18 protein-coding genes are annotated in these 22,541 nt (G+C 60.0%); 5 read left to right on the forward strand and 13 right to left on the reverse strand.

Annotated elements, in window-relative coordinates:
- Positions 1-99 precede the first annotated feature (99 nt).
- Entirely contained in the window at positions 100-1,311 is a 1,212-nt protein-coding gene (locus tag LT971_RS14865; RefSeq protein ID WP_237007730.1) for an FAD-dependent oxidoreductase, read from the forward strand.
- Positions 1,312-1,323: 12 nt separating this feature from the next.
- Here LT971_RS14865 and LT971_RS14870 read toward each other — a convergent pair whose 3' ends face one another.
- Genes LT971_RS14870 through LT971_RS14880 form a run of 3 tightly spaced genes read right to left on the reverse strand, consistent with a single transcriptional unit; the run spans position 1,324 to position 5,970 of the window.
- A complete protein-coding gene (locus tag LT971_RS14870) occupies positions 1,324-1,704 on the reverse strand; it encodes a DUF8048 family protein (protein ID WP_237007731.1) in 381 nt (126 codons plus the stop codon).
- Positions 1,705-1,738: 34 nt separating this feature from the next.
- The gene (locus tag LT971_RS14875; protein WP_237007732.1) at positions 1,739-2,674 is read right to left on the reverse strand and encodes a DUF368 domain-containing protein; all 936 of its coding nucleotides are present in this window, start codon (positions 2,672-2,674) and stop codon (positions 1,739-1,741) included.
- Entirely contained in the window at positions 2,674-5,970 is a 3,297-nt protein-coding gene (locus LT971_RS14880) for an oligosaccharyl transferase, archaeosortase A system-associated (protein ID WP_237007733.1), read from the reverse strand. Before LT971_RS14880 ends, LT971_RS14875 begins: the two co-directional genes overlap by 1 nt.
- Positions 5,971-6,200: 230 nt before the next feature.
- On the opposite strand from LT971_RS14880, the gene aglG reads away from it, so the two are divergent.
- Complete coding sequence (gene aglG / locus LT971_RS14885) at positions 6,201-7,139, forward strand: glucosyl-dolichyl phosphate glucuronosyltransferase (RefSeq protein WP_237007734.1); 939 nt, start codon at positions 6,201-6,203, stop codon at positions 7,137-7,139.
- Here the strand turns inward: aglG and LT971_RS14890 are convergent.
- A complete protein-coding gene (locus LT971_RS14890) occupies positions 7,129-8,034 on the reverse strand; it encodes a glycosyltransferase family 2 protein (protein ID WP_237007735.1) in 906 nt (301 codons plus the stop codon). The genes aglG and LT971_RS14890 overlap by 11 nt on opposite strands.
- A gap of 23 nt (positions 8,035-8,057) precedes the next feature.
- On the reverse strand, positions 8,058-9,083 hold the full coding sequence (locus tag LT971_RS14895) for a PLP-dependent cysteine synthase family protein (RefSeq protein ID WP_237007736.1): 1,026 nt from the start codon (positions 9,081-9,083) through the stop codon (positions 8,058-8,060).
- Positions 9,084-9,200: 117 nt separating this feature from the next.
- On the opposite strand from LT971_RS14895, the gene LT971_RS14900 reads away from it, so the two are divergent.
- The 3 genes from LT971_RS14900 to cuyB all read left to right on the forward strand — a co-directional run bounded on the left by LT971_RS14900 (position 9,201) and on the right by cuyB (position 12,922).
- A complete protein-coding gene (locus LT971_RS14900) occupies positions 9,201-10,994 on the forward strand; it encodes a hypothetical protein (protein ID WP_237007737.1) in 1,794 nt (597 codons plus the stop codon).
- A 69-nt stretch (positions 10,995-11,063) separates the two neighbouring features.
- Positions 11,064-12,179, forward strand: coding sequence for an alkaline phosphatase family protein (locus tag LT971_RS14905; RefSeq protein WP_237007738.1), 1,116 nt, complete (start codon positions 11,064-11,066; stop codon positions 12,177-12,179).
- 44 nt (positions 12,180-12,223) lie between these two features.
- A complete protein-coding gene (cuyB, locus tag LT971_RS14910; RefSeq protein WP_237007739.1) occupies positions 12,224-12,922 on the forward strand; it encodes a cysteate racemase in 699 nt (232 codons plus the stop codon).
- Positions 12,923-13,077: 155 nt separating this feature from the next.
- On the opposite strand, the gene LT971_RS14915 is transcribed toward cuyB, so the two are convergent.
- The 8 genes from LT971_RS14915 to aglF all read right to left on the reverse strand — a co-directional run bounded on the left by LT971_RS14915 (position 13,078) and on the right by aglF (position 22,493).
- Complete coding sequence (locus tag LT971_RS14915) at positions 13,078-14,502, reverse strand: hypothetical protein (RefSeq protein WP_237007740.1); 1,425 nt, start codon at positions 14,500-14,502, stop codon at positions 13,078-13,080.
- Between the two features lie 68 nt (positions 14,503-14,570).
- Complete coding sequence (locus tag LT971_RS14920) at positions 14,571-15,584, reverse strand: N-acetylneuraminate synthase family protein (RefSeq protein ID WP_237007741.1); 1,014 nt, start codon at positions 15,582-15,584, stop codon at positions 14,571-14,573.
- Positions 15,585-15,596: 12 nt separating this feature from the next.
- The gene (neuC, locus tag LT971_RS14925) at positions 15,597-16,796 is read right to left on the reverse strand and encodes a UDP-N-acetylglucosamine 2-epimerase (RefSeq protein WP_237007742.1); all 1,200 of its coding nucleotides are present in this window, start codon (positions 16,794-16,796) and stop codon (positions 15,597-15,599) included.
- Positions 16,797-16,856: 60 nt separating this feature from the next.
- The gene (locus LT971_RS14930; RefSeq protein WP_237007743.1) at positions 16,857-17,570 is read right to left on the reverse strand and encodes an acylneuraminate cytidylyltransferase family protein; all 714 of its coding nucleotides are present in this window, start codon (positions 17,568-17,570) and stop codon (positions 16,857-16,859) included.
- Between the two features lie 60 nt (positions 17,571-17,630).
- Entirely contained in the window at positions 17,631-19,433 is a 1,803-nt protein-coding gene (glmS, locus tag LT971_RS14935; RefSeq protein WP_237007744.1) for a glutamine--fructose-6-phosphate transaminase (isomerizing), read from the reverse strand.
- 2 nt (positions 19,434-19,435) lie between these two features.
- Positions 19,436-20,584: a sugar phosphate nucleotidyltransferase gene (locus LT971_RS14940; RefSeq protein WP_272904884.1), complete on the reverse strand. Its 1,149-nt coding sequence runs from the start codon at positions 20,582-20,584 to the stop codon at positions 19,436-19,438.
- A complete protein-coding gene (gene glmU, locus LT971_RS14945; protein ID WP_237007746.1) occupies positions 20,581-21,777 on the reverse strand; it encodes a bifunctional sugar-1-phosphate nucleotidylyltransferase/acetyltransferase in 1,197 nt (398 codons plus the stop codon). Before glmU ends, LT971_RS14940 begins: the two co-directional genes overlap by 4 nt.
- On the reverse strand, positions 21,774-22,493 hold the full coding sequence (gene aglF / locus LT971_RS14950; RefSeq protein WP_237007747.1) for a UTP--glucose-1-phosphate uridylyltransferase AglF: 720 nt from the start codon (positions 22,491-22,493) through the stop codon (positions 21,774-21,776). Before aglF ends, glmU begins: the two co-directional genes overlap by 4 nt.
- Between the last annotated feature and the right edge of the window lie 48 nt (positions 22,494-22,541).

Below are 22,541 nucleotides of genomic sequence, written 5' to 3' on the forward strand. Positions count from 1 at the left end.
ACCGGCTGCTCCGTCCCGTCGAGAGCGTCCAGTCGAGGGCATTCCCGGGGCATCGGACGCCTCGGTACGCCCAAGTGCACACCCGACCAAGCGCCCGTCGTGACCGAACACACCGACGTGCTGGTGGTCGGCGGTGGCGCGACCGGCGCCGGCGTCGCCCGCGACCTCGCGCTCCGCGGCGTCGACGTCACGCTCGTCGACCGCGACGGGCTCGGCAGCGGGACGACCGGGCGCTCCCACGGCCTCCTGCACAGCGGCGCGCGCTACGCCGACACCACCCCCGAGGACGCCCGGGAGTGCGTCCAGGAGAACGAAATTCTGCGGGAGACCGCCGGCGCCTGCGTCCGTGACACCGGCGGCTTCTTCGTCCAGCTCGCCGACGACGACCCCGAGTACTTCGAGGAGAAGCTCGCTGCCTGCGAGTCCGCCGGCGTCCCCGTCTCCATCCTCGACGGCGACACCGCGAGGGAGCGCGAGCCCGGTCTCGCGGCCGACGCCGAACGCGTCGCCGTCGTCCCCGACGGCGTCGTCTACCCGTCCCGGCTGGTCGCCGCGACCGCCGCCGACGCCCGCGAGCACGGCACGACGATTCGACCGCACGCGCCCGTCGACGGGCTGACGACCGACGGTGACCGCGTGACCGGTGCGACGCTCGCGGACGGGTCGACCGTCAACGCAGACCACGTCGTCAACGCTGCCGGCGCGTGGGCCGACCAGATTGCCGCCACGGCCGGCGTCGCCCTCGACATGCATCCCACGAAAGGCGCGATGGTTACTGTCGGCGTGTCGGGTGTCGACACCGTCCTGAACCGGTGTCGGCCGGCCAGCGACGGCGACATCGTCGTCCCGCACGCCGATAGCGTCGTGCTCGGCACCACGAGCGTCGAAGTCGAGGACCCCGACGACTTCGTGGAGTCGACGGCGGAGGTCGAGCGCGTCGTCGACGAGTGCAGCGCCTTGCTCCCGGACGCCGCCGACGCGACTGTCGATCGCACCTACTGGGGCGTCCGCCCGCTCTACAGCCCCGCAGACTACGGCGACGACGCCCGCGGCATCTCCCGTGGGTTCTACGTCCTCGACCACGCCGACCGCGACGGCCTCGCCGGCCTCACGACGGTCGTCGGCGGGAAGCTCACGACCTACCGGTTGATGGCCGAAGCGACCACCGACCTCGTCGCCGACCGCCTCGGCGTCGACGCGCCCTGCCGCACTGCCGACGAGCCACTCGCCGCTCACGACGACCCCGAACGCCTCGACGCGCTCGTCGCGGAGTTCGACGCCGGTGGTCCGGCGGACGCGGACGTCCGCTGACGGCTCTGCTGCTCACTCCTCGGACACGCGGGAGAGCACCAGCGTGACGCGGTCGGCGTCGTCGTCCTCGTCCTCCTCGACGCCGTCTGGCGTCTCCGTGCCGTGGAGCGCGCGCAGCGCCGGCTCCATGTCCGCCCGCACGCCCGCCCGGTTCGTCACGTCCCGCCAGACGCGCTCGGGCACCCGGAGCACCCACGCCGTCGGCGTCCGTTCTGCGAGCGGGTCGTCGGCGAACGCCTGCCGCCACTCGTACACCAGCCCGTCGACGGTCACGCCCGGGTAGTCCGCAATCGCGGCCTGGACGTCGCGTGCACACGCCGCGAGGTCTCGCTCCCGGACCCCCAGCGTGTCGGCGACCCGTGAGACGGTCCGGTCCTCGAACGGTCCGTGCATACCGCCCGGTAGGACGGCCAGCGAGAAAAGTGTCTCAGTAGTCCAGGTCGTCAGTCGTCGCATCCAGCACCAGCACCGCGCCGGCGCCGACGACGCCCGCAGCCAGCAGCGGCGTGACGGACGCCACCGTCCACGCGCTCGTGGCGTCAGCGATTTCGATTGCCGGCGCCCGCAGCGCGCCCGCCATCAGCGCGACGAGGAACGTCAGCGTCGCCGCCCGGTAGTGCTCCAGCGCCCACTTCACCACTCGCGCGAACGTCAGAATGCCGACCAGCGCGCCAGCGGAGAAGACCACGAGCGTCGACAGCGGCTCGACGGCGTCGCCGAGCGCCCCGGCGAACAGCGCGTCGACCGAGTCGCTGACCGCGCCGGTCATCGTCTCGTACTTCCCCAGCGTCAACAGGATGAGCGACCCCGACACCCCGGGCAGCACCATCGCGCAGATGGCGACCGCGCCGGCGACGAACATCACCGGCAGGCCACCCGGCAGCAGGCCCGCCTGCGCCTGCCCGCTCAAAACGAACGCGAACGCGAACCCACCGACGCCGGCAGCGACGCGCCCGGGCGTGTCCGCCGACACCTCGCTGAACAGCACGACGACGGACGCGGCGATGAGCCCGAAGAAGAACGCGAAGGTCACCCCCGGGTACTCGTGGTACGCGACGTCGACGGCGTTCGCGACGGTCACGACCGCCGTCAGGACGCCGACGCCGAGCACCAGGAGGAACGGCACCTCCATGTCGGTCAGCGCCGTCCCGAGCTCGTCGCGTGCGTCGGCACGCCCCAGCTTCGGGACGAGCGGAAGCAACGCCAGCGTCTCCCCGGGGTCGAGCGCCGCGATTGCGCTCACGAGCCGCTCGTAGATGCCCGTGATGAGCGCGATGGTCCCGCCTGAGACGCCCGGGACCGCGTCGGCCGCGCCCATCGCCGCGCCTTTCAGGTAGACGGCGGCCCACTCCCGCGCCGCCATCACCGGAGCCGACCGAGCACTGCGGCGCCCGCGAGCGCCGGCACCGCGCCAGTCGTCACGTCCACGCCGCCCGACTGCGAGCCGTCAGCGTCCCCTTCAGACTCGGTCAGGTCGCTCGGCGCAGTGACGGACTCGCTCGTCGACGAGGTGTTGTTCTGGGCGCCCTCCGGTTCGTCGACGACCTCGCGCTCGAGGTCGACGGTCACCGGCTCGTCGCCCTCACCGAGCACCTGCGCTTCCGAGACGTCGGCCGAATCCGAGAACTCCACGACCGTCAGGCCGTCGTCGGCGGTCTGGTTTCCGGTCGTGAACTCGTAGGGACCGCTGGCGCGCACGGAGACGTTCGTGTGGCCGTTCTCGGGCCCGAACTCGTCGTAGCCGTCCGTCGAGTACGGCAGCGTCATCGTGAACTCGCCGTCGGCGCCCGTCTCGGCGTACTGCGTGTACGTGAACTCGGGGCTCTGCCCCTGCTCGTTGGCCATCTGGGACATGTTCAGCGTCACCGACGCCTCTACCGTGGTGTTCGCCGGACCGGTTCCGGTCACCTCAGCGCCCTCGACGCGCTCGAACAGCTTCACGGACGTCGGGTAGTACGCCGGGTTCAGCTCCCCGCCGAAGTACCAGAGGTTCGCCGGTGCCGTGTGGTCGTCGCTGACTCCGACCAGCCGGTAGTGCTGCAGGGCCTCGATGTCCTCCTGCGGCAGGTCCTGGAAGCCACCAATCTGGGCGGACGTGTCGTTGGCCACGTACGCCTCGGCCTCCGCCATTGTGTCGAACTGGCGGGTGTTGTTCGTCGCCGCGTCGAACACCGCCGGCTGCCCTCTGACGTTGCGCAGTGTCTCCCGCCAGTCCAGCACGACCGGCTGCGCCTGCTTCGCGGAGCCGTGGTACCGGTACAGCCGCACCATCATCGACTCGAAGTACGCCTGCTTCTTCAGCAGCGGCGACTGCTGGAAGTACTGGACCTGTCCCTGTCTGATCTGGCCCTCCTCCCACTGCGCGTTGTACGCCTGCTGGTAGAAGTCACCAGCCGAGAGGTCCCGCGGCCCGTCGTAGAACACGACCGGCGCGCCGAACTTCGACTGTCCCGCACCGAGGTCCGGCCGCGGCGGCATCACCATCTTCCAGTCCACCGCCACGTAGCGGTTCTTCGCGTCGTCCTCTTCGATGCCCTCGAGGACGGACTGCGCCTGACTCTCGTTGTTCGCCAGCAGGAAGTTCGCGGCCGTAGTGGCGCCCTGCTGGAACGGGTTCGCGTGCGGCACGGCGTCCCCCATGACGGTCATCCAGTGGCCGTAGTCCCACCACGACACCACGCCGAAGGCGCCGTCGGGGTAGTCGAAGTCGTCGGTCTGGGCGTACGTCCCGTAGTACCGCATCTCGTCGGCGTTGTCCGCGCCGTCGTACGTCCCCTGGTCGGGGGTGTGGTCGTCGTACCACGCCATCGCGTCGCCCCACGCAGTCACGTCACCGGGGCCGTTGTTCTTGCCGATGGTGATAGCCGACTGCAGCGGCACCTGCTGGCCCTGACTGTTCGTCAGGGTGATCGGCGTCGCCGACCCCCGCTGGGAGTCGTTGTTCGTCGCCTCCGCGACGGCCGGCGCCGCGACTGGCACCAGGATGAGGAGAACGACCATCGTCACCGTCCCGACCTGATACCAGCTCACGTCCTCGACAGCCGACGCCGGCTTGTCGAGGTCGATAGCTGCGAGCACGCCCTTCAGCACGTACGCGTTCAGCACGACGACCGGCACGACGAGGTAGTAGTTGAACCGCACCTGCGTGAACGCCGCCGACGTGATGAACGCCCCCCAGACGACGACGAGGAGCTTCTCGGCCTCGTAGCCGCCGGTCACCGCCAGCGCCGTCAGCGTCGCTGTGACGATTAGCAGGGCCGTGAGCTGGCCGCCGAGTCCGAAGATGCCGCCGATGGCCGCCGACACCGGCGGGGAGACGTACACGAGCGCGATGACCGCGACTCCGGCGCCTGCACCGAGAATGCGACGAGCGTTCCCGCTCGTCAGGTGGGGCTTCAGGAGAATCGCCGCGGCACCGACGAGCGCCGTGAAGAACGCCAGCCCGTACTCGAGGAAGACGACGCCGAACGTTCCGAGCCCGTACTGGGCCTTCCGGGCGAGGAACGGCTGTGCCTCGCCGATGGTACGTCGGCTGGCGTTGGCGCTCAGACCGAGGTAGTTCAACAGCTGATCCTGGAGCGTCGACCAGAAGCTGGGCGCGATCAGCGCGAGCACGCCGACGGCGACAACGAGCGTGCCGAAGACCGCGCCGACGTACGCCGGCTCGGAGAGCTCGCGGTCGTCGAACTCGCGGGCGAGCCACGCGAGGAACACGCAGCCGAACGCCACCGCGAGTGCGAACACCGGCTGCAGGAAGGAGAACCCGGAGACACCGAGCCCACTCTCTCCGAGCGGCACGAACATCATGAGTGCGGTCGTCGCCATGCTCACGGCGCCGACGACGGCGACGTGGTCGGGGCTCGTACCAGTGACGTAGTCGCCGACGAGCTTCACGAGGAAGAACGCGCCGAAGATGCCGACGAGAAGCACGCCCGGCGGCCACACCCACATGTAGACGGCGGTGGCGGCGCCGGCGAGTACGCTCCAGCCGACGACCCCTCGGAGGCCCGCGACGTCGCGGTCGAGGAACTGCTCGAAGACTGGCTTCTCGCGCTCTGCGACGGCCAGTGCCACCATCATCGCGAGCACGGCCAGCGCCATGAACAGCGGCTCCGCGCCGTTGTGGTCCGCCGCACCGGCCCGCGTCCGGATCATGAAGTACCCGGGCAGCAGGCCGAGGATGACCGCGGAGAACACCCCACCGAGGCGGCCGCCCAGCCGCTTCCCCATGAAGTAGACGGGAATCGCCAGCAGCGCGCCGAAGACCGGTGGTGCGATGACCAGCACCATCGCGATGGTGTTCTCGGAGGGGCTACCGAGGCCGACGACCAGGGCGACGGTCGCCAGAATCTGGTCGAACAGCGTACCGAACTGGCCCGCGAGCGTCCCGTTCGGGAAGTTCGTCCACGGGTCGAACGGCATCGTGTCCGGGTAGTTCCGGACCGTGTACGTCACCTGGCGGAGGTGGTAGTACGCGTCGTTCCCAGAGAGATACACCTGGCCGTCCTGGGTGAAGTTCTCCCACGCCTGCACGCGCACCCAGAACATGAACGCGAGCACCGCGCCCAGGGCGGGCACGTGGTACCAGTCTTCGATGGCGTCGAGGGCTGCGTCGAACGAAACGGAAGAGAGCCCCGACGCTTCGGTCTTCTCGCTCATTGCCCTTAGGGTCCGTCAGCGCGCGAATAAGCCTTGTCATCTCCCCATGGAGTGAGGGGCTCGATGGCGTCCGCGAATAGCCGCTATAGATGAGACGTGCCGTCATGTTTGTACCCGGGACTCGCTGGACAACCCGTCCCGACTACCACTTGCGTGGCCGTCTATGGGAACCCCATCTCGTATGGCCGGGAAGCACAATCCTTATTCGCGACACGAGCGCACTCCCGGTGATGAAGGTCTCAGTCGTCGTCTGCACGTACTCGATGGACCGCTACGGTCCCTTCTCCGAGGCCGTCGAGAGCGTGCTCGCCCAGACCCACGACGACCTCGAAGTCGTCCTCGTCGTCGACGGAAACGACGAGGTCTTCGAGCGCGTCCGCGAGGACTTCGGCGACCGCGAGGAGGTCGTACTGCACTGTAACGACGAGAACCAGGGGATCTCGTACAGCCGCACGAAGGGCGCCGAGCTGGCGAGTGGTGACGTCGTCGCGTTCATCGACGACGACGCCACCGCCGAAGCGGACTGGGTGGCACAGCTCGTCGAAGTGTACGAGGAGACGGACGCTATCGCCGTCGGCGGCGACGTCGTCCCGGACTGGCAGGTGGAGAAACCGGACTTCTTCCCCGCCGAGTTCTACTGGCTGGTCGGCTGCGTCGAGCCCGGATTCGCGGAAGACGGCGAGGAAGTCCGGAACACGTACGGCTCGAACATCTCGTACCGGCGCGAGCAGTTTCTGGAGGTCGGTGGGTACGACCCGAACACGGGCCGGAAGGGCGACAAGCACCTTCAGGCGCACGAGGCACCCGTGGGGATTCGGTTGCGCGAGGAGTACGGCCGCGGGATGGTGTTCACGCAGGACGCGCGGGTGCACCACAAACTGTTCGACTACCGCGGCGAGTTCGGGTGGCTCGTGTTCCGGTCGTTCTGGCAGGGGTACTCCAAGCGCGTGATGGACCTCCTCTACCCCGACGCCGAGGACAACAAGAGCAGCTACCTGAAGCAGCTACTGACCCGATTCGTCCCGAAGCGCGCGAAGAATCTGGTGAAGTCGCCGTCGCTGGAGCGGTTCCAGCAGCTCGTGGCAATCTTCGTGTTCACGGCCGCGGTCGGACTCGGGTACGTGTACGCGATGGCGACGCCGAATCTGGTGGAGAAGGCTAATTCCTAGGCGCCGGGATGTCGTCGCGTTTCTCGCCGAAGACGTACTCGTAGTAGTAGCCGAGACCGCGAGCCGCGAGCATCGCAATCGAGAGGAATGCAAAGGCGAGTCTCGTGAAGATGGAGTCAGGTTCATCCTCGTCGTCGCCGCCGCTCGGCCCGCTCGGCGTCGGTGGGATGCCGGGCTTGCCGTAGCGTTCCGGGTAGTAGCGCTGCTTCTGGCAGAAGCCCCGTCCGACGCGGAAGTTCTTCTTCGCGAGGGACTCGAAGAACGTTCGAGCGGGGTGGTAGACGGTGGCATCCCCCGCGTATCCTTGCTTGTAGCCCGCCTCGTGGACGCGCTCGCCGAACTCCCGGTCACCACCAGAGATGAGCCGAGCGTCGAAAAGGCCGACATCCTCAAAGACCTCCCGTTTTACGAGTAGTGCACACGTCGGGGCGTAGTTCTGCTCATCGAGATATTGTTCCACTGGGAACCCAGTGCTAGCGTTGTATCTGCCGACAATCCCATCTCCGGGGAGAGCAAGTTCGACATTGCAGCCGAGGTAATCGACGTTCTGATTTTTCATCGCTCTCAGGGCAGTATCGACCCAATCTTCTTCTACCGTCTCATTGGCATCAAGGAACGCGATAACCTCACCTTCTCCCTCCCGTATTCCCCGGTTTCGAGCGGCATAGGAACCTTGTACTTCGTCTTCGACGATGAGATTGACACTCTTGTAACGGTTAGTGTATTTCCGAATTTGAGACCGAGAGTCATCGGTTGATCCGTTGTCAACGACGATAACTTTCTGCTGATCGCGCAACTTGAGTAGAGAATCTAGGGTCTCTGAGATGCCAGCGGCGTCGTTATACACGGGGATTACAAAGACTAAATTCGGCGGTTCGTCTCCTCCCTTCCACATACCCAAATCTCGAGCAGACTTAGTTAAATAGTGTCGAAGTATTGCTCGCCGCCATCGCAGGCTATCATGGCGATGTTTGCATCGCCGTCTTTCTCCGCGATTTTAGTCGCGACGCTCAATGCGGCCCCGCTCGAGGGACCGATCAGGAGACCATGTTCCTCTGCCGATTTCCTCGTCCACGCCATGGCTGTTTCATCGTCGACTGACGCAACTCGATCAATGTAGTCAAACCACATTGTAGGCGTCTCACTTCCTTTCCCTAAGCCTTCGATTCCGGTACAGTACTCTACTGGCTCTTCCCCATAGAACGCAGAGCTGATATTCGACTTATCGGCGTCGACGCCAACGATTTCTACAGATTCGTCTTTCTGCTTGATGTATTTCCCAATCCCGGATAGCGTCCCGCCAGTGCCCATGGGGCACACCACGTGTGTTAAGTCATCTACTTGACCCCATAATTCGGGCCCCGTCCACTTCTTGTGGACTTCAGGATTCAATTGGTTGTGGTACTGGTCGAGAAAGACGCCGCCGCGATTCTCGGCAATCCTCTCGGCAGTGTTTCTGTAATGATCCTCAGAAGAAGAATCAACATCCGGACACTCAACTAAGTCAGACCCGAAGGCTTTGACGTACCCGGTTTTTTGAGGGGTCGTTGTTTGAGGGGTGGTTATCACACTCTCGTAACCCAGTCGGTTGGCTACTAACGCCACTCCACCGGCTGTATTGCCTGAAGACGCTTCGACGATGAGATCCCCATCCGTCAACTCACCTGACTTCTCCATCTCCAGAACCATGCCCAGAGCGATGCGATCTTTCATCGACCCGGTTGGGTTCTCTTTTTCTAGTTTTATGAAGAGTTCCCCAGCGAAGTCTTGCGGAAACTCTACGATGGGCGTATCGCCGATGAGGGAAAGGACAGGGTCATCTGTAGTATACCCGTCCTCAGTCATTGACTCTCGCTTTTCACACATAGCTGCAGCCGTTTCCATACAGCCTCCGGCCGATGATAATTCTATGCCCGGTCGAGAGCCCTCTTCCTCCTCTGTCATTAGGGCCTGTTTGACCGGGGTAGAATATATCCTTGTTGTTAAGGTCTTAGTTAGACGATTGCATCTAAATCGAGTAGAAACGAAAACTCTATTCAGGAATCTTCGTCACCAGACAGTATGACCCGTTTCTTTGCCACCTCAAGCTCCGACTCGGTTGCAGATATAGAATCAAGTCCCGGAATCCAGACAGCAAATATGTCTGGTTCTATCGACCGGGAGGAAGTCGCGCTGAGGACGTACCACAAGCGGTGCATCGAGAATGAGAACTTTCGAGCATTCGACGACGGTGATTTCGTAGCAGTTGTAGGGACGCTAATTCTAGATGGAAAAATCGGGGGGGAGGTCCTAGAGCTAGTCTACGAACACGTGACGTCTGGGAATCAGAGCGTAATTCGGGAACAGGGGCTTGGTCATTACGCAGTGGTGGTCTGCGAGGACGACGAATTGACGGCTTTCACAGACCCCAACGGCGTGTTCGAACTCTACTATATGTCAGGCGAGAATTGGATTATCTCGGATGGGCTTGCCGCTTGTTCACGGTCACTTGATTCGAGAACAGTCAATCGTCACCAGCTATTTGAACTAGCTATCGAATACTCCGAGATCTCAGAAGCTAGTGTATTCGACAGTGTTGATCGACTCTTCGGATCGGAGATGTTAGAAGTCAATCTCACAGACGGCACCCTGCGTGTGTCAGAGGTCGGTCTACCAGAGAGAGACTGGGATTATACGGATGCTTCTTTCGGGGATGTTCTGACAGATTACGCTAGTCGTGTGCGAGACACATTCGAAGAATTGGAGCAGGCCTCCGACTCGATCGGTGTCCAGGCAACCGGCGGTTTAGACTCTCGAACCGTCCTCGGTGGCTTGTTGAACGAGGGCGTTGAGCCGATAATTCTCTACGGCGTGGGGAACTCCAAGCTGACGAATACGAAAGACAGCGATGCTATGCTGGCTAAACGGTTTGCAGATAGGTACGACCTGCCGTTTGAGCAACTTGATTGGCGGGAAGAGTATCCTCTCGGAATAGATACCTGGAATAATCTGTTCCGTTCGTATGGGTTTGACTTCCTAATGTACGGAGCTACGACTTCCTTCTTCGATTCGTTCACTGACCGAGGAGAGAATATGCCCGAGTTGGTGATGAGTGGCTATGGCTTCGGGACGGTATCGAATACGTACTTTTGGGAGATGTCCGATGTAACTCCAATATCATTCGAAGATCTGGTGAAAGATTACTTCACAGCGGTAGACTGTTTCGAGAACTCTCTTCGCAACCGAAGTGAGTACGAAGAAGAACTTGTTGACGAGTGTCAGGCGGCTCTACAGAAACTCACAAATGAACCCCTCGAAGAACCGTTCGATATTGGTGAATTCTCAAAGGTGATCCAACTATTGTTTGGTCGCCCCCAGTCGGCCTACGCAAGCTCGGCGAACGAGTTCACGTTCCATATAGCACCGCTCGCGACATACGAGTTGAGTCGACCAGTCATCGACTTCCCTACCGAATATCGCGCCGGGGAGCGTATCCGCATTCATCTGATCAAAGATCTGTTTCCCGACATTCTCGAACCGCCGCTCTTCTCTGGCCGGAAACAGGCCTCAATCACAGAGAATGGGCGCATTCGAAGGCCCGTGTCGGAGCGACTGAAACAGCGTGTTGACGACTCCTTTCCGGAATTCCTTCTCCAGTTGATTCGGCCAGTGTACTATAGATTCACCGACAACAACCCTCTCGACGATATCGATACGGAAATTTTGGAGGAAGCTGCGGATTACATCGAAACCACTGGCGTCATCGATAACCAGTTTGAAGCTGAGAAGCAACACGGTTCTGTCCGACAGACACTTCGCCTCGCCCTTCTCTGCTACGCAGTCGACCAGATCGGATACGATTCACTACAACGGTAGTGCGTCTGGACTTGGTACCGTCCTCACCCCGAGATACTTTACAGTTGAACCGCTATTAGGGAGACACCTATGGCAGAGAATAGTGTGGAATTGTTGAAAAAGGGTGTGAAGAATCCAGAGAGAGCGATTAGATACGTCGCTCGAAAATTGGGCGACCGGGCGATAGATTTCTACGGAGCGGCACATCAAACGTTCCATCGCCACCCAGATCAAGCCGAGTTGATACACGATTTCGTCAACGCTAATGACGAGTTCGTACTTGTCGTCCTCGACGCCTGCCGATACGACAAATTCCAGTCAGTAATCGGTGATTATCTCGACGGCGAAGTTTCTGCTGCCTGGAGTCCCGGTAGTCTCACCCCTGAATGGGGTCCCAAGGTGTGGGACCAGCAGTACGATTTGACGTACATTAGTTCGAACCCGATTATCGGCAACTTCGAGTACGCTCCCCGGAACAACGACTTCGGTTACGAGACATTCTGTGCAGCCGACCACGTCTCAGAGTTTGTCGACGCGTACAATTTTGGATGGGACGAAGACGACCGGACCGTCCGACCTGAAGTAATGACCGATACCGCTCTAGAAGTCGCAGCACGAGACAGCCCAACCCGGATGGTTGTTCACTATCTACAACCACATCTCCCCTTTGTTGGTGAGAACGGGTTCTCGATGATACCACTGGAACACAAAACCGATGTTGACGCTACCGAACTGACGGGGCAGGAACGCACTCAGTATTTGAGAGAAACGACAGAAATCACGGTTCGGGAGAAAGTAGAGAAGGGAGTGACCTGGCAGGAAGAACTCGAGTACAATATCTCTGTGACGGACAATGAACTGCGCGGGTATCGTCCACTTCTTGAGCAAGGACTAATTGAGAAGGCTGATATCGAACGGGGGTACGTGGGGAATCTCAAGCTCGCTCTGTCAGAAGTCCGTCGACTAGCCAGACGGCTCGATTGCCCAGTTGTGGTGACTTCTGACCACGGTGAACTTCTCGGGGAATGGGACCGATACGAACATCCCCCAATTCGCCATCCCACCCTGCGTAGAGTCCCATGGTTCAGGGTCGACTCTATTGAGACTGATCAGATGGTAAACAACCACGCGCCACTTGAGCACCAAGAGAAGGATATTGACGACGAATCAGTCGAGAGGCGTCTTGAGAGTCTCGGATACGTATAAAACTAAAATATGGAAGACACATTCCGTAGCGAGGTGTAGATAGTATGTCTGATGACACCGACAATACCCAATTCGACAGAGTATTAGGTGTTCTTGGGGGGATGGGGCCGGAGGCGACGGTGGATTTCATGGATAAGTTGGTTACGGCCACGCCGGCAGAAGTGGACCAGGACCACATCGAAACGGTAGTCTACAACGACCCGAAGATTCCTGACCGAAACCAGGCTATCCTCGAGGGGGCGGAGAGTCCACTCCCACGATTGAAACGCAACGTGAACCGGTTGGAGGAACTTGGCGTTGACGTGCTAGCCTTACCGTGCAATACGGCTCACTATTACTTTGAGGACCTTGCGTCTGAATCGGACGCCGCGCTCATAAATATGATATCACGGACGAGAGAAGTGATAGAAGAGATGGGGATCGAATCTGCGGGGCTACTTGCTACAGAGACAGTCATGGAAGCTGGAGTGTACGATGACGAGTTCGCCGAATCGCCAGTGGATCTAGTGGAGCCAGCTGACAGGGATGCTCTCATGAGCTGCATTTACGATATTAAGCGGAAGAACCATCAGCAGGCCCAAGACTCGTATGACGAGGTAATCAGGCAATTGATGGAGAGAGAAGTTAGTTGCCTAATCGTCGGTTGCACTGATTTAGCACTTCTCGAGGTTGAATTTGACATTCCGGTGGTTGACACAACGTCCGTCCTCGTGGATGCTTGTATCGACCGAACCCGGGCATGAGATGCAGAAGTGTGAAGATAGTACAAATAGGGATTCGTGGAATGGAAGTTACGTCCTGAATGTCCGGGGTTCCACTGGACGTTTGAGCTCGTTGCAGTCCTGAGTCCGCACTTCTGAACTGCCAATTCCATTTATTGGCATGTTCAGATGTCGATCTATTCTTCATCCATAATTTGATTTAGCCGCCGTTCGAATTCCTGAATAGCATTCTGCTGGAAGAACCGTTCTGAGTCATATTCCACGGTTGTCTCTTCACCAAGTTCGCCAATGAGGTCCTGCGGAGAAGAGACAGTGGTAATTGTGCCGTCGTCAATCAGGTCCTGAACGTAGTGTACTCCCTCAATATCCAGAACGTACGTTTTGAGGTCAAAGTAGAGACCTTCGTAAATTGCAGTCGAATACACACCTACTTGAATATCGACGCTCGAGAACAACTCATAGAGCGTCATTGATTCATCTCCGTGAATTTCGACTGGTGATTCGACTAGCCACGGGTACTTACTTTTCCAGGTAGAGTACTCGTCGGGGTGTAACTTGTAAATCACCGAACACTCGTCCTCTGTAGCTTCTGCCAACTCGACCGCGAATTTCGACAACTCGGCCCCGATTGTTCCTTGGGATATAAACGCAACCCGTCTTTTCGAATTTGCTTCGGACGTCCGTTCTATGCTGACTTCGGACGCTTTCTGTTCTAAATACGGGTATCCGACGTCGTAGACATTTTCTTCGTCAATTGGCAGGTCTAACCTATTACGCCAGAACGCCCCGAACGTCAAGAAGTAATCCGGGAATGTGTCTTTCTCTTCGTCAGAAGGATACGAATACCCACAGTGGTATTTCGAGATAGATCCGTGTTGTAACTCTACCACTGGGACCCCCACATTCTGACACGCCTCGATGAACGATTCTTTCCCATAGCTGACGACGAGCACGACAACCTTCGGTTTCACCCGAGTCAGAAGGGACTCGTAGAGTGGAACGAGAATCCTTCTCTCGGCCAACTCCTCTCGAACCGCTTCGGCTACATCAATCTCCACTCCGAAAGCCGTCTCGAATGCCTCCTCAACTCTCGCTAAATATTCGGCTTCCGCGTCCGAAAGCTCGTAGTGAGGCAACATTTTGTAGAGGGTACCACAGTACTCGATGAGGTCCGTGTACCTGAGAGAGCTAGTCCGAGCGGGAGTATAGTGGGTTAATCCGTGATCGTACTCGATTGAGACCGCGTCAAGGTTTAGTTCCTCAAGAATTGGGTCCGTATATAGGTCCCACCACGTTCCATCAGGTTGTTTCTTTCTCCGAGGGTGTGAGTAGAAGAGAAGATCGTGTTGGGATACCAAGTAGGGATTCCGAATTATCGCATTGCGGAACAGTAGATGTAGGCCGCGGAATCGGTCACTCCAAGACTCACCGGGCTCAGCGTTCGCTTCGCCGAATACCCCGACCGAACTGCAGATATCGTCGTAGATGTCGTTTCGAACTCGCCCCCAGTATCGGACGTCTTCAACAGTCCGGTCGAACAAGCGGAATCGGGATTCGAGATCGTTGAGTGTGGCGTGAATCTCTGGAATCGAGAATGTCATTTCAGCTCTATTCCTTTCCAGCAAATTCGTCCACTACGGAACCTCATATGACCCTGCACTCGCATCACCTACTCTGGCCTTAGATGGTCTTCTTTGACGACGCTGTTTGCTGGAAGGTCGACGTCTATGGCCTCGCCAATGACCTCGTAGAAGCGGTCTGCACTAATTCCTGTTCCGGGGCGTTTAGTGGTGAGGTCGTCCTCAGTGAGCCTCTGACCAGCTTCCACATCTTCCGCAGTCACGATGCTGTGTCGTGCCCACGCCTTGACGTCCGCTTCCTCGTCCGTGGTGAACTTCTCTCTCCCCGAAGTACTGTGCACTAGCTCTGCGTAGTCAGTCAGTGTATCAATCTCTTCGGGTTCGATAGACACCTCTTGGTCCGGCCCTGGTAGCCGCCGGTCGATGGTGAAGTGCTTCTCTACGAAGTCGGCTCCGCGAGCCATCGCGATGACTGACGCTTCCACCCCCGTCGAGTGGTCAGAAAATCCCACGGGAACATCATACTTCGTCTTCATCTCTTCAATGGTGTCCAGTTGGAAGTCGGCTGGATCAGTTGGGTACTCGGATACGCAGTAGAGAAGACCGAATTTAGCATCTCTTTCATTTAGGAAGTCGACTGTATCTGCGATAGTACCGTAGTCGCTCATCCCCGTAGAGACTAACAGGGGGACGCCTGCCTCCACTGCCCGGTCGAGCAGGGGGTAGTTCGTCAGCTCACCAGACCCGATCTTGATCGCGGAGACATCTAGCTCCTCAAGCCAGTCGACAGCTTTTACCGAAAACGGGGTCGACAAATACTCTACGTCTTCGCGGTCACAGTGGTCCTTTAGCGCCCGGTGCTCGTCCTTCGAAAAGGAACAACCGGAGACCACCTCGTAGACCTCACCGGCGCCGATTTTCTCCATCTCCTCTGCAACCATCTCCTCGTTTGAAAGGTGGGTTTGGAACTTTATTGCGTCCGCACCGGAGTTGGCAGCCACCTCAATGAACCGCTTCGCCAATTCGATATCGTCGCCGGCGTTGATTCCGACCTCCGCTATAACGAACGGTACTTCGTCACTACCAATCTGAATCTTGTTCATAGTCGTCATAACTTACCTCGGCGAAGTATCTTTTACTTCCGGTTGAACCCCAGCTTGCTCGGGGCTCATTGGCTCTTTTCGTTCGAATGTGATCGAAGTTAGAATATCGATTACCCTGTCGGCTGCGCCTCCAGATCCGTAAATGAAGCTGGGGTCGTACTCACCGTGCTTGATTTGGGTTCTGAGCGCCTCTTCGATTGCCGACGTTTCGCACTCCACGTCCACCACGTTCGGACCGCGTTCTCTGTGCGATTGCCGATTACCCACGTTCACTACAGGAGTTCCGAAGTACGAACATTCGCGAATCCCAACACTCGAGTTTCCGACAACACAAGCTGCGTTACTTACAAGTGTCAGGTAGTCTTTCGGCTCGAGATTGATAAAAAACCGCACTCCGTCTGGAGCCTTCTCCTCACGGTACTCGCGTATCGCCTTAGATACCTGATCTGTTCCGGCGTCCATATTCGGCCAGAACCAGAACACTTGCACGTCTAGTCTGTTTACTGCTTCAATCAACAATCGGGTCTTTTCGTAATTACTCTGGTACTCAGTCGGTAGCGGATGGTACTGCACAACAATGTATGGTTCATCTACATCAACCCGATCACCAACTCCGCCATATTCCTCTTGGGGGTCGTAGTGGTCAGACCGGTTCCGTTCAATCTCTGCCGCAATATCGATGGAGGGGCATCCAGTTCGATAAATCCTATCTTGATTTTCCCCGAGACTCTCCACAATTCTCTTGCTGCGCTCCGTCGACACAAAGTGATAATCCGACATCTTTGTCGTCGCGTGCCGGACTTTATCGTCGATCGAGCCAGTAATCTCACCACCCTCAAAGTGGCAGACGGGAACGTTCTGGTAAGAAGCTGCGAGGGTCGCCGCCATCGTCTCGAACCTGTCTCCAGTCAGAATCAACGCGTCAGTGTCGCATTCGTTGATAACGCTCGAATATTCGATTAATTCCAGACCGGTCGTTTTCGCTTGAGCAACGGGAGAGCCACCGTCGAGTAGATTCGTCAACTCGTGGTTGATCTCTAATCCGTCGCTCTTGAGAACGGGTCGAAGATCCCCGTAGTCATGCACAGTTGCTCCCCCGGATAACACGACTTCTAAATCGAGTTCGGTGGACTCCTGAATACCCAATAGAACGGTCTTGATTCGGGCGTATTGCGCCCTCGTGGTGAGAAAGGTGACTAGCTTTTCGGGCATGTCTTACCGGTCTGCGCTTGGGTTCATATACCTGTTGTCAGCCACGCTTGATCACCCAAACTATAGACCTCTCTGCCGTGTCATGAACGCGTCAACTAACTCTAGTTCCCACTCCTCGTCGATTTGTAGTGACCGGCTCGGTGGCATTTTGTACGCCTCTGTTTTACCGCTGTAGAACGTCTCACGCTTCCTCCAGAAGTCCACTGTGGACGCAAAGATTGCGCCGTTCGGGTACAGGAGATCGTTGAGGTCTTGTTCACGTACATACGAGTCTGAGAACAGCAGTTCCGGGGCAAACCGTTCCTCGAGATACCCGGCTTCGTTGCTTTGAACGGCATACTGGGGCGGTTCTGTAAAATCACTCACGCTCAACAGCGTATGGGCATCTGACTGGTGGAGTTTGTGCATCGAGTCGTCAATGTCGGCTGCCGACCTCAGTGGCGATGTTGGCTGTAACAGACAAACCGTTTCGAACTCTTCTCCGTGGTCTTTGAGCCAGTTCAGCGCGTGTGTGACTACTGCCGCGCTTGATGCCGTATCTGTTGCAAGTTCTGCTGGGCGGATGAACGGAGTGTCACCCCCATATTCCCGAGCTACACTTGCTATTTCTTCGTCATCAGTAGAAACGACAGTCCGTGTAAGGGTCTCTGACTTTTGGGCTTGTTCGATGGTGTGGGCGATGAGAGGTTCCCCTCCGACTTCCCGGATATTCTTCCGCTCTACCCGACTCGACCCTCCTCTCGCAGGAATCAAGCCCAGAATGTCAGCGTCCATTGTTACCAGATTAGGCTGTACCCGACAATAGCAGTTCGGATTTACCACGGCGTTCTGACTTTACTCTACCGTGACGCTCTTCGCCAGATTCCGCGGCTTGTCGATGTTCCGTTCTAGAGCGTCCGCGACGTGGTACGCGAACAGCTGGAGGTAGACGTTCGCCACCAGCGGTTCCAACTCGCCCAGTTCCGGCACGTCGAAGCCGACGTCGAGGTAGGACTCGGCGTCGTCGAGTGAGGAGACGCCGACCACTGGCGCCCCCCGAGACTGGACCTCCTTGACGTTGTTGAGCGTCTCGCGCGGGTTCGCGCCGTCGGTGAGCGTAGCGAGAACCGGCGTGTCTTCCGTGACGAGCGCGAGTGTGCCGTGCTTCAGCTCGCCGCCAGCGAATCCCTCGGCGTGCGCGTAGCTGATCTCCTTGAGTTTGAGCGCGCCCTCCAAGGAGACCGGCATGCCGAGACGGCGACCGATGAAGAAGAACGCGTCGCTGTCGGCCAACTCGTTCGCCGTCTCGCGGACGCGGTCGGCGTCGTCGAGGGCCTGCTGAATCGCTCCCGGCAGCCCCCGAACGTTCCGAAGGAGGGTGCTGGCTCGGTCTCCTGCGAGTGCTTCCCGCTCCCGTCCGATGGCGACGGTCAGCATCGAGAGCGTCGTGACCTGCGCGGCGAACGTCTTCGTCGCCGCGACGCCGATTTCGGGACCGGCACGGATGTAGACGACGTCGTTCGCTTCGCGTGCAGCCGTGCTGCCGACCGTGTTCGTCACGGCGACCGTGCGGGCGCCGGCGGCGTCGGCTTTCCGCATTGCACGCAGCGTGTCGGCAGTCTCGCCGCTCTGGGTCACTGCAACAACGAGTGTCCGCCACGGGTCTCGGCCGCCCGTGAACTCGTATTCGCTTCCGACCTCGACGGAGCACCGGACGTCGGCGTGCTCCTCGAGCAGTCGTTTGGCGTAGAGGCCCGCGTGATACGACGTCCCGCAGGCGACGATCTGGATCTCTTCGAGGCTTTTCAGGTAGTTCGAGGGGAGGTCAAGGTCGAGGTCCACGGTCCCGCTCGCGACGTCCAACCGTCCGGATATCGTCTGCCGGAGCGCCTGCGGTTGCTCGTGAATCTCCTTCAGCATGTAGTGGTCGTAGCCAGCCTTCTCGGCGCTGTCAGCCTCCCAATCGACTGTCTGCGCCTCCCGGGTCACGCTGTCGCCATCCTGGCGGACGACGACGCTGTCGCCTGTCACTGCGGCGACGTCGCCGTCCTCGAGGAAGACCACGTCTTGGGTGTGTTCGAGGAACGCCGTAACGTCGCTGGCCACGAAGTTTGCAGCGTCCGATTCACCCACAACAAGCGGACTATCGCGTCGAGCGACCACGAGACCGTCGTACCCGACGGCGGTGACCGCGAGGGCGAAACTTCCTTCAAGTCGGTCCACGACATCCTCGACGGCCGCAAGCAGGTCTTCGCCGTCGTAGCGCTCTTCGAGCAGGTGTGGCACGACTTCCGTGTCGGTCTCACTCCGGAACTCGTGACCGTCCTCCGCGAGCGAGGTTTTCAGTTCATCGTAGTTGTCGATGATGCCGTTGTGAACGACGGCGATGTCACCCGAGCAGTCCGTATGTGGATGGGCGTTTTCGTCAGTCGGCCGCCCGTGCGTGCTCCAACGCGTGTGTCCGACGCCAATCGAGGCGTCGTGGCGGTCGGGGAGGGTCAGACCGTCGATTTCGCCCGAACTCTTGAACACGTCAACGTCGCCGTCGAGAAGCGCTACGCCCGCAGAGTCGTACCCGCGGTATTCGAGGTTCTTCAGACCGCTCGCAACCACCGGCAAGGCATCCTCGTCGCCCGCGTATCCGACAATTCCACACATCGTTATCCCCTCCGCACCTCTGCACCAGACGGTACTCTGTCGCTTACGGCGACGCCGGAGGCGATTCTCGCGTGATTTCCGACAACCGTCCCCGGGTCCAGAACGACACCACCGCCGAGCACGGCGTTGTCGCCGACGACGCCGCCGAGCCGAACGTCCCTGTGGACCTCGTCCTCGACGACGATGCGCGCGTCGCCCCCGACGACAGTCGAGTTCGGGCCGACAGTCGCGTTCTCGCCGACGATGCAGTCTCTGACGACGGCCCCCGCCTCGATGGTCGCATCGGGGAGAACGACCGCGTTCGAGACGACGGCGTTCGGGCCGACCGAGACGTTGTCGCCCAGCGCTACCCTGGGCTGGATTGTTGCGCTCTCCGCTACGTGCGCCGATTCTGCGGCGACGGCGGCGTCCGGAACCCCTTCGCCTGCTGCACGCTCGTCCACTTGCGACACGACTGCCGCGTTCACAGACAGGAGGTCCCAGAGGTACGAGATGTCGAGCCAGTAATCACTGTAGCGAACGGCTGCGACACCCCCCTCACGCGCCATCGCGTCGAGCGTTGTGGTCAACTCGAGCTCGCTGGACGAGGACGTATCCGTCTCCCGAATCGCGTCGAAAATACCCTGCTCGAGCCCGTAAACGCCGGCGTTGATTACGTCGGAACGCGACTCGTCGACTCCTGGCTTCTCGTAGATCGCGTGGACCAGCTCGCCGTCCAGTTCCACGACGCCGTAGTTCCGCGCGTTGTCCACTCGCGTGACGCTCACGACGGGGGACTCGCCGTCCCAGACGCGGTCGACGACTGCGGACACGAGCGAGTCGTCGATGACTCGGTCGCCGTTCAGCACGACGAAGGGCTCCGAGACGAAGTTCTCGGCCTGGAGGACGGCGTGTCCGGTCCCGAGCTGGGTGTCCTGAACGGCGTACTCGATGTCGACACCCCAGTCGTCGCCGTCCCCAAAGTACGTCTGGATGCGGTCGCGCTCGTAGCCGACCACGAAGACGACCTCTTGGATTCCCGCGTCCGCGACGGCCTCGAGGACGTGTTCGAGTACCGGTCGATTCCCGACCGGGAGCATCGGCTTCGGCCTGCGTTCGGTCAACGGACGGAGTCGATTCCCCTCCCCGGCTGCGAGTATCACTGCCTTCATTCGTTGTCGTTCTCCATGACTGTCTCTCCTGGCGCCGTCGTCGCACCACCTGCGAGTTTCACGCCTGCGTTCAGACTCGTGTTGATGCCTGTCTTCACATCGTCGCCACACACCACGCCGAGCTTCCGCCGGCCGGTGTCGACTGACCCGCCTTTGACGCGCATCGTGACGTTCGCGTCGTCGTGCCGGAGGTTTGCCACCTTCGTGCCGGCACCGAAGTTCACATCCGACCCGAGCACGCTGTCGCCTACGTACGAGAGGTGGCCGACAGTCGCCCCTGGGAACAGGACCGAGTTCTTCACCTCCACCGCGTTCCCGACGCGACTGTCCTCCCCTATCACTGTCGTCCCACGCACGAAGGCGTTCGGGCCGACATCGGCGCCGGCCTTGACGACTACCGGCCCCTCGATGTACGTCCCGTCTCGAATCCGGGCGCCCTCCTCGACGACAACTGGGCCGTTCAGGGTCACTCGGTCCTCCACCGTGCCGTCGACCGCCCTATCAAGTCCCGAGAACAAGCGTTCAGTTGCTTCGATGACTTCCCAGGGGCGACCCACGTCGAGCCACGTCCCGTCGTGTTCCACGACGGACACAGTCTCTCCCCACTCCAGAAGCGTCGTGACCGCGTCGGTGACCTCGTACTCGCCGCGCTCACTCTCGTCCACGGCGTCTATACCCTCGAAGATTGTCGGCTCGAAGGCGTACAGCCCGAGATTCGCGAGCGAGCTCGGCGGGTCGTCGGGTTTCTCGACAAGCCCTGACAGCTCGCCCTTGTCGACGGAGACAACACCGTAGTTCGAGGGATTCTCGACCGGCATCGTCGCCACCGCGTGACCACTCGACGCTGCGAGCGACGAGACGAGCGAGTCGTCGACGACGACGTCTCCGTTCAACACGAGGAACTGCTCGTCTATCACCTCCTCAACACAGGCTATCGCGTGCGCGGTCCCGCGCTGTTCGCGCTGCTCGACGTACGATATCGGGATGCCGGAGAACTCCTGGCCGATGTGTGACTGCACGTCCTCTGCCTCGTAGCCGACGACGAGTACGAACTCGTCGACTACGCCGCTGCTCGCTGCCATGACGTGCTCCACGAGTGGTCGGCCAGCTACCGGGACGAGCGGCTTCGGTCGCGTCTCCGTCAACGGTCGGAGTCGCGTCCCTTCACCGGCCGCGAGAACGACCGCCTTCACGCCTCGGCCTCCTGCAACCGCTGCTCCGCCTCGTCCCTGTCCTCGGGGTAGCCGACGTCGATCCGCCAGCCGTCCATCGGAATCGCGTCTATTGTCCGTCCGCTCTTGATGAGCAGGTCGACCGCGTCGGAGAGTTCGTACTCGTCTCGGTTAGACGGCTGGACAAGCTTGCACGCGTGGAAAATTGCTGGCGAAAACGTGTAGAACCCAGTCATCACAAGGTTGCTCGGCGGATCGTCGGGCTTCTCGACGACCTCTTCAATCTCGCCGTAATCGTTCGTGTCACAGACGCCGTACCGGCTCGCCTCCTCCCAGTCGACTTCTTCTACCAGGAATGCTGCGTCCGCCCGGTCTTCCAGCTGGCGACTCACGACGTCCTCGAGGTTCGCCTGGAAGATGTTGTCCCCGAGCATCAGCATGAAGTCGTCGTCGACGTGCTCCTCGGCCTTGAGGAGGGCGTGGGCCAGTCCCTTCTGCTCGCGCTGGTGAGCGTACGTGATGGGGACGCCCTCGAACTCGTCGCCGTAGTGGCTGATGATGTTCTGCTTTCGATAGCCGACAATCACGACGAGCTTGTCGGCGCCGAGTTCAACGAGCTGCTCGAAGCAGTGAGTGAGGATGGGTTTTCCTGCGACTTCTACCATCCCTTTTGGTTTCTCCTCGGTAAGGGGGCGGAGTCGGGTGCCTTCTCCAGCAGCGAGGATAACTGCTTGCATAGCTCCTCTTTGATACCGCGTCTTTAAATATATTTCAACCCACAACTT

It is taken from the genome of Halobacterium rubrum (assembly GCF_021729015.1).
In the GTDB taxonomy this organism is placed as follows: Archaea; Halobacteriota; Halobacteria; order Halobacteriales; family Halobacteriaceae; genus Halobacterium; species Halobacterium rubrum.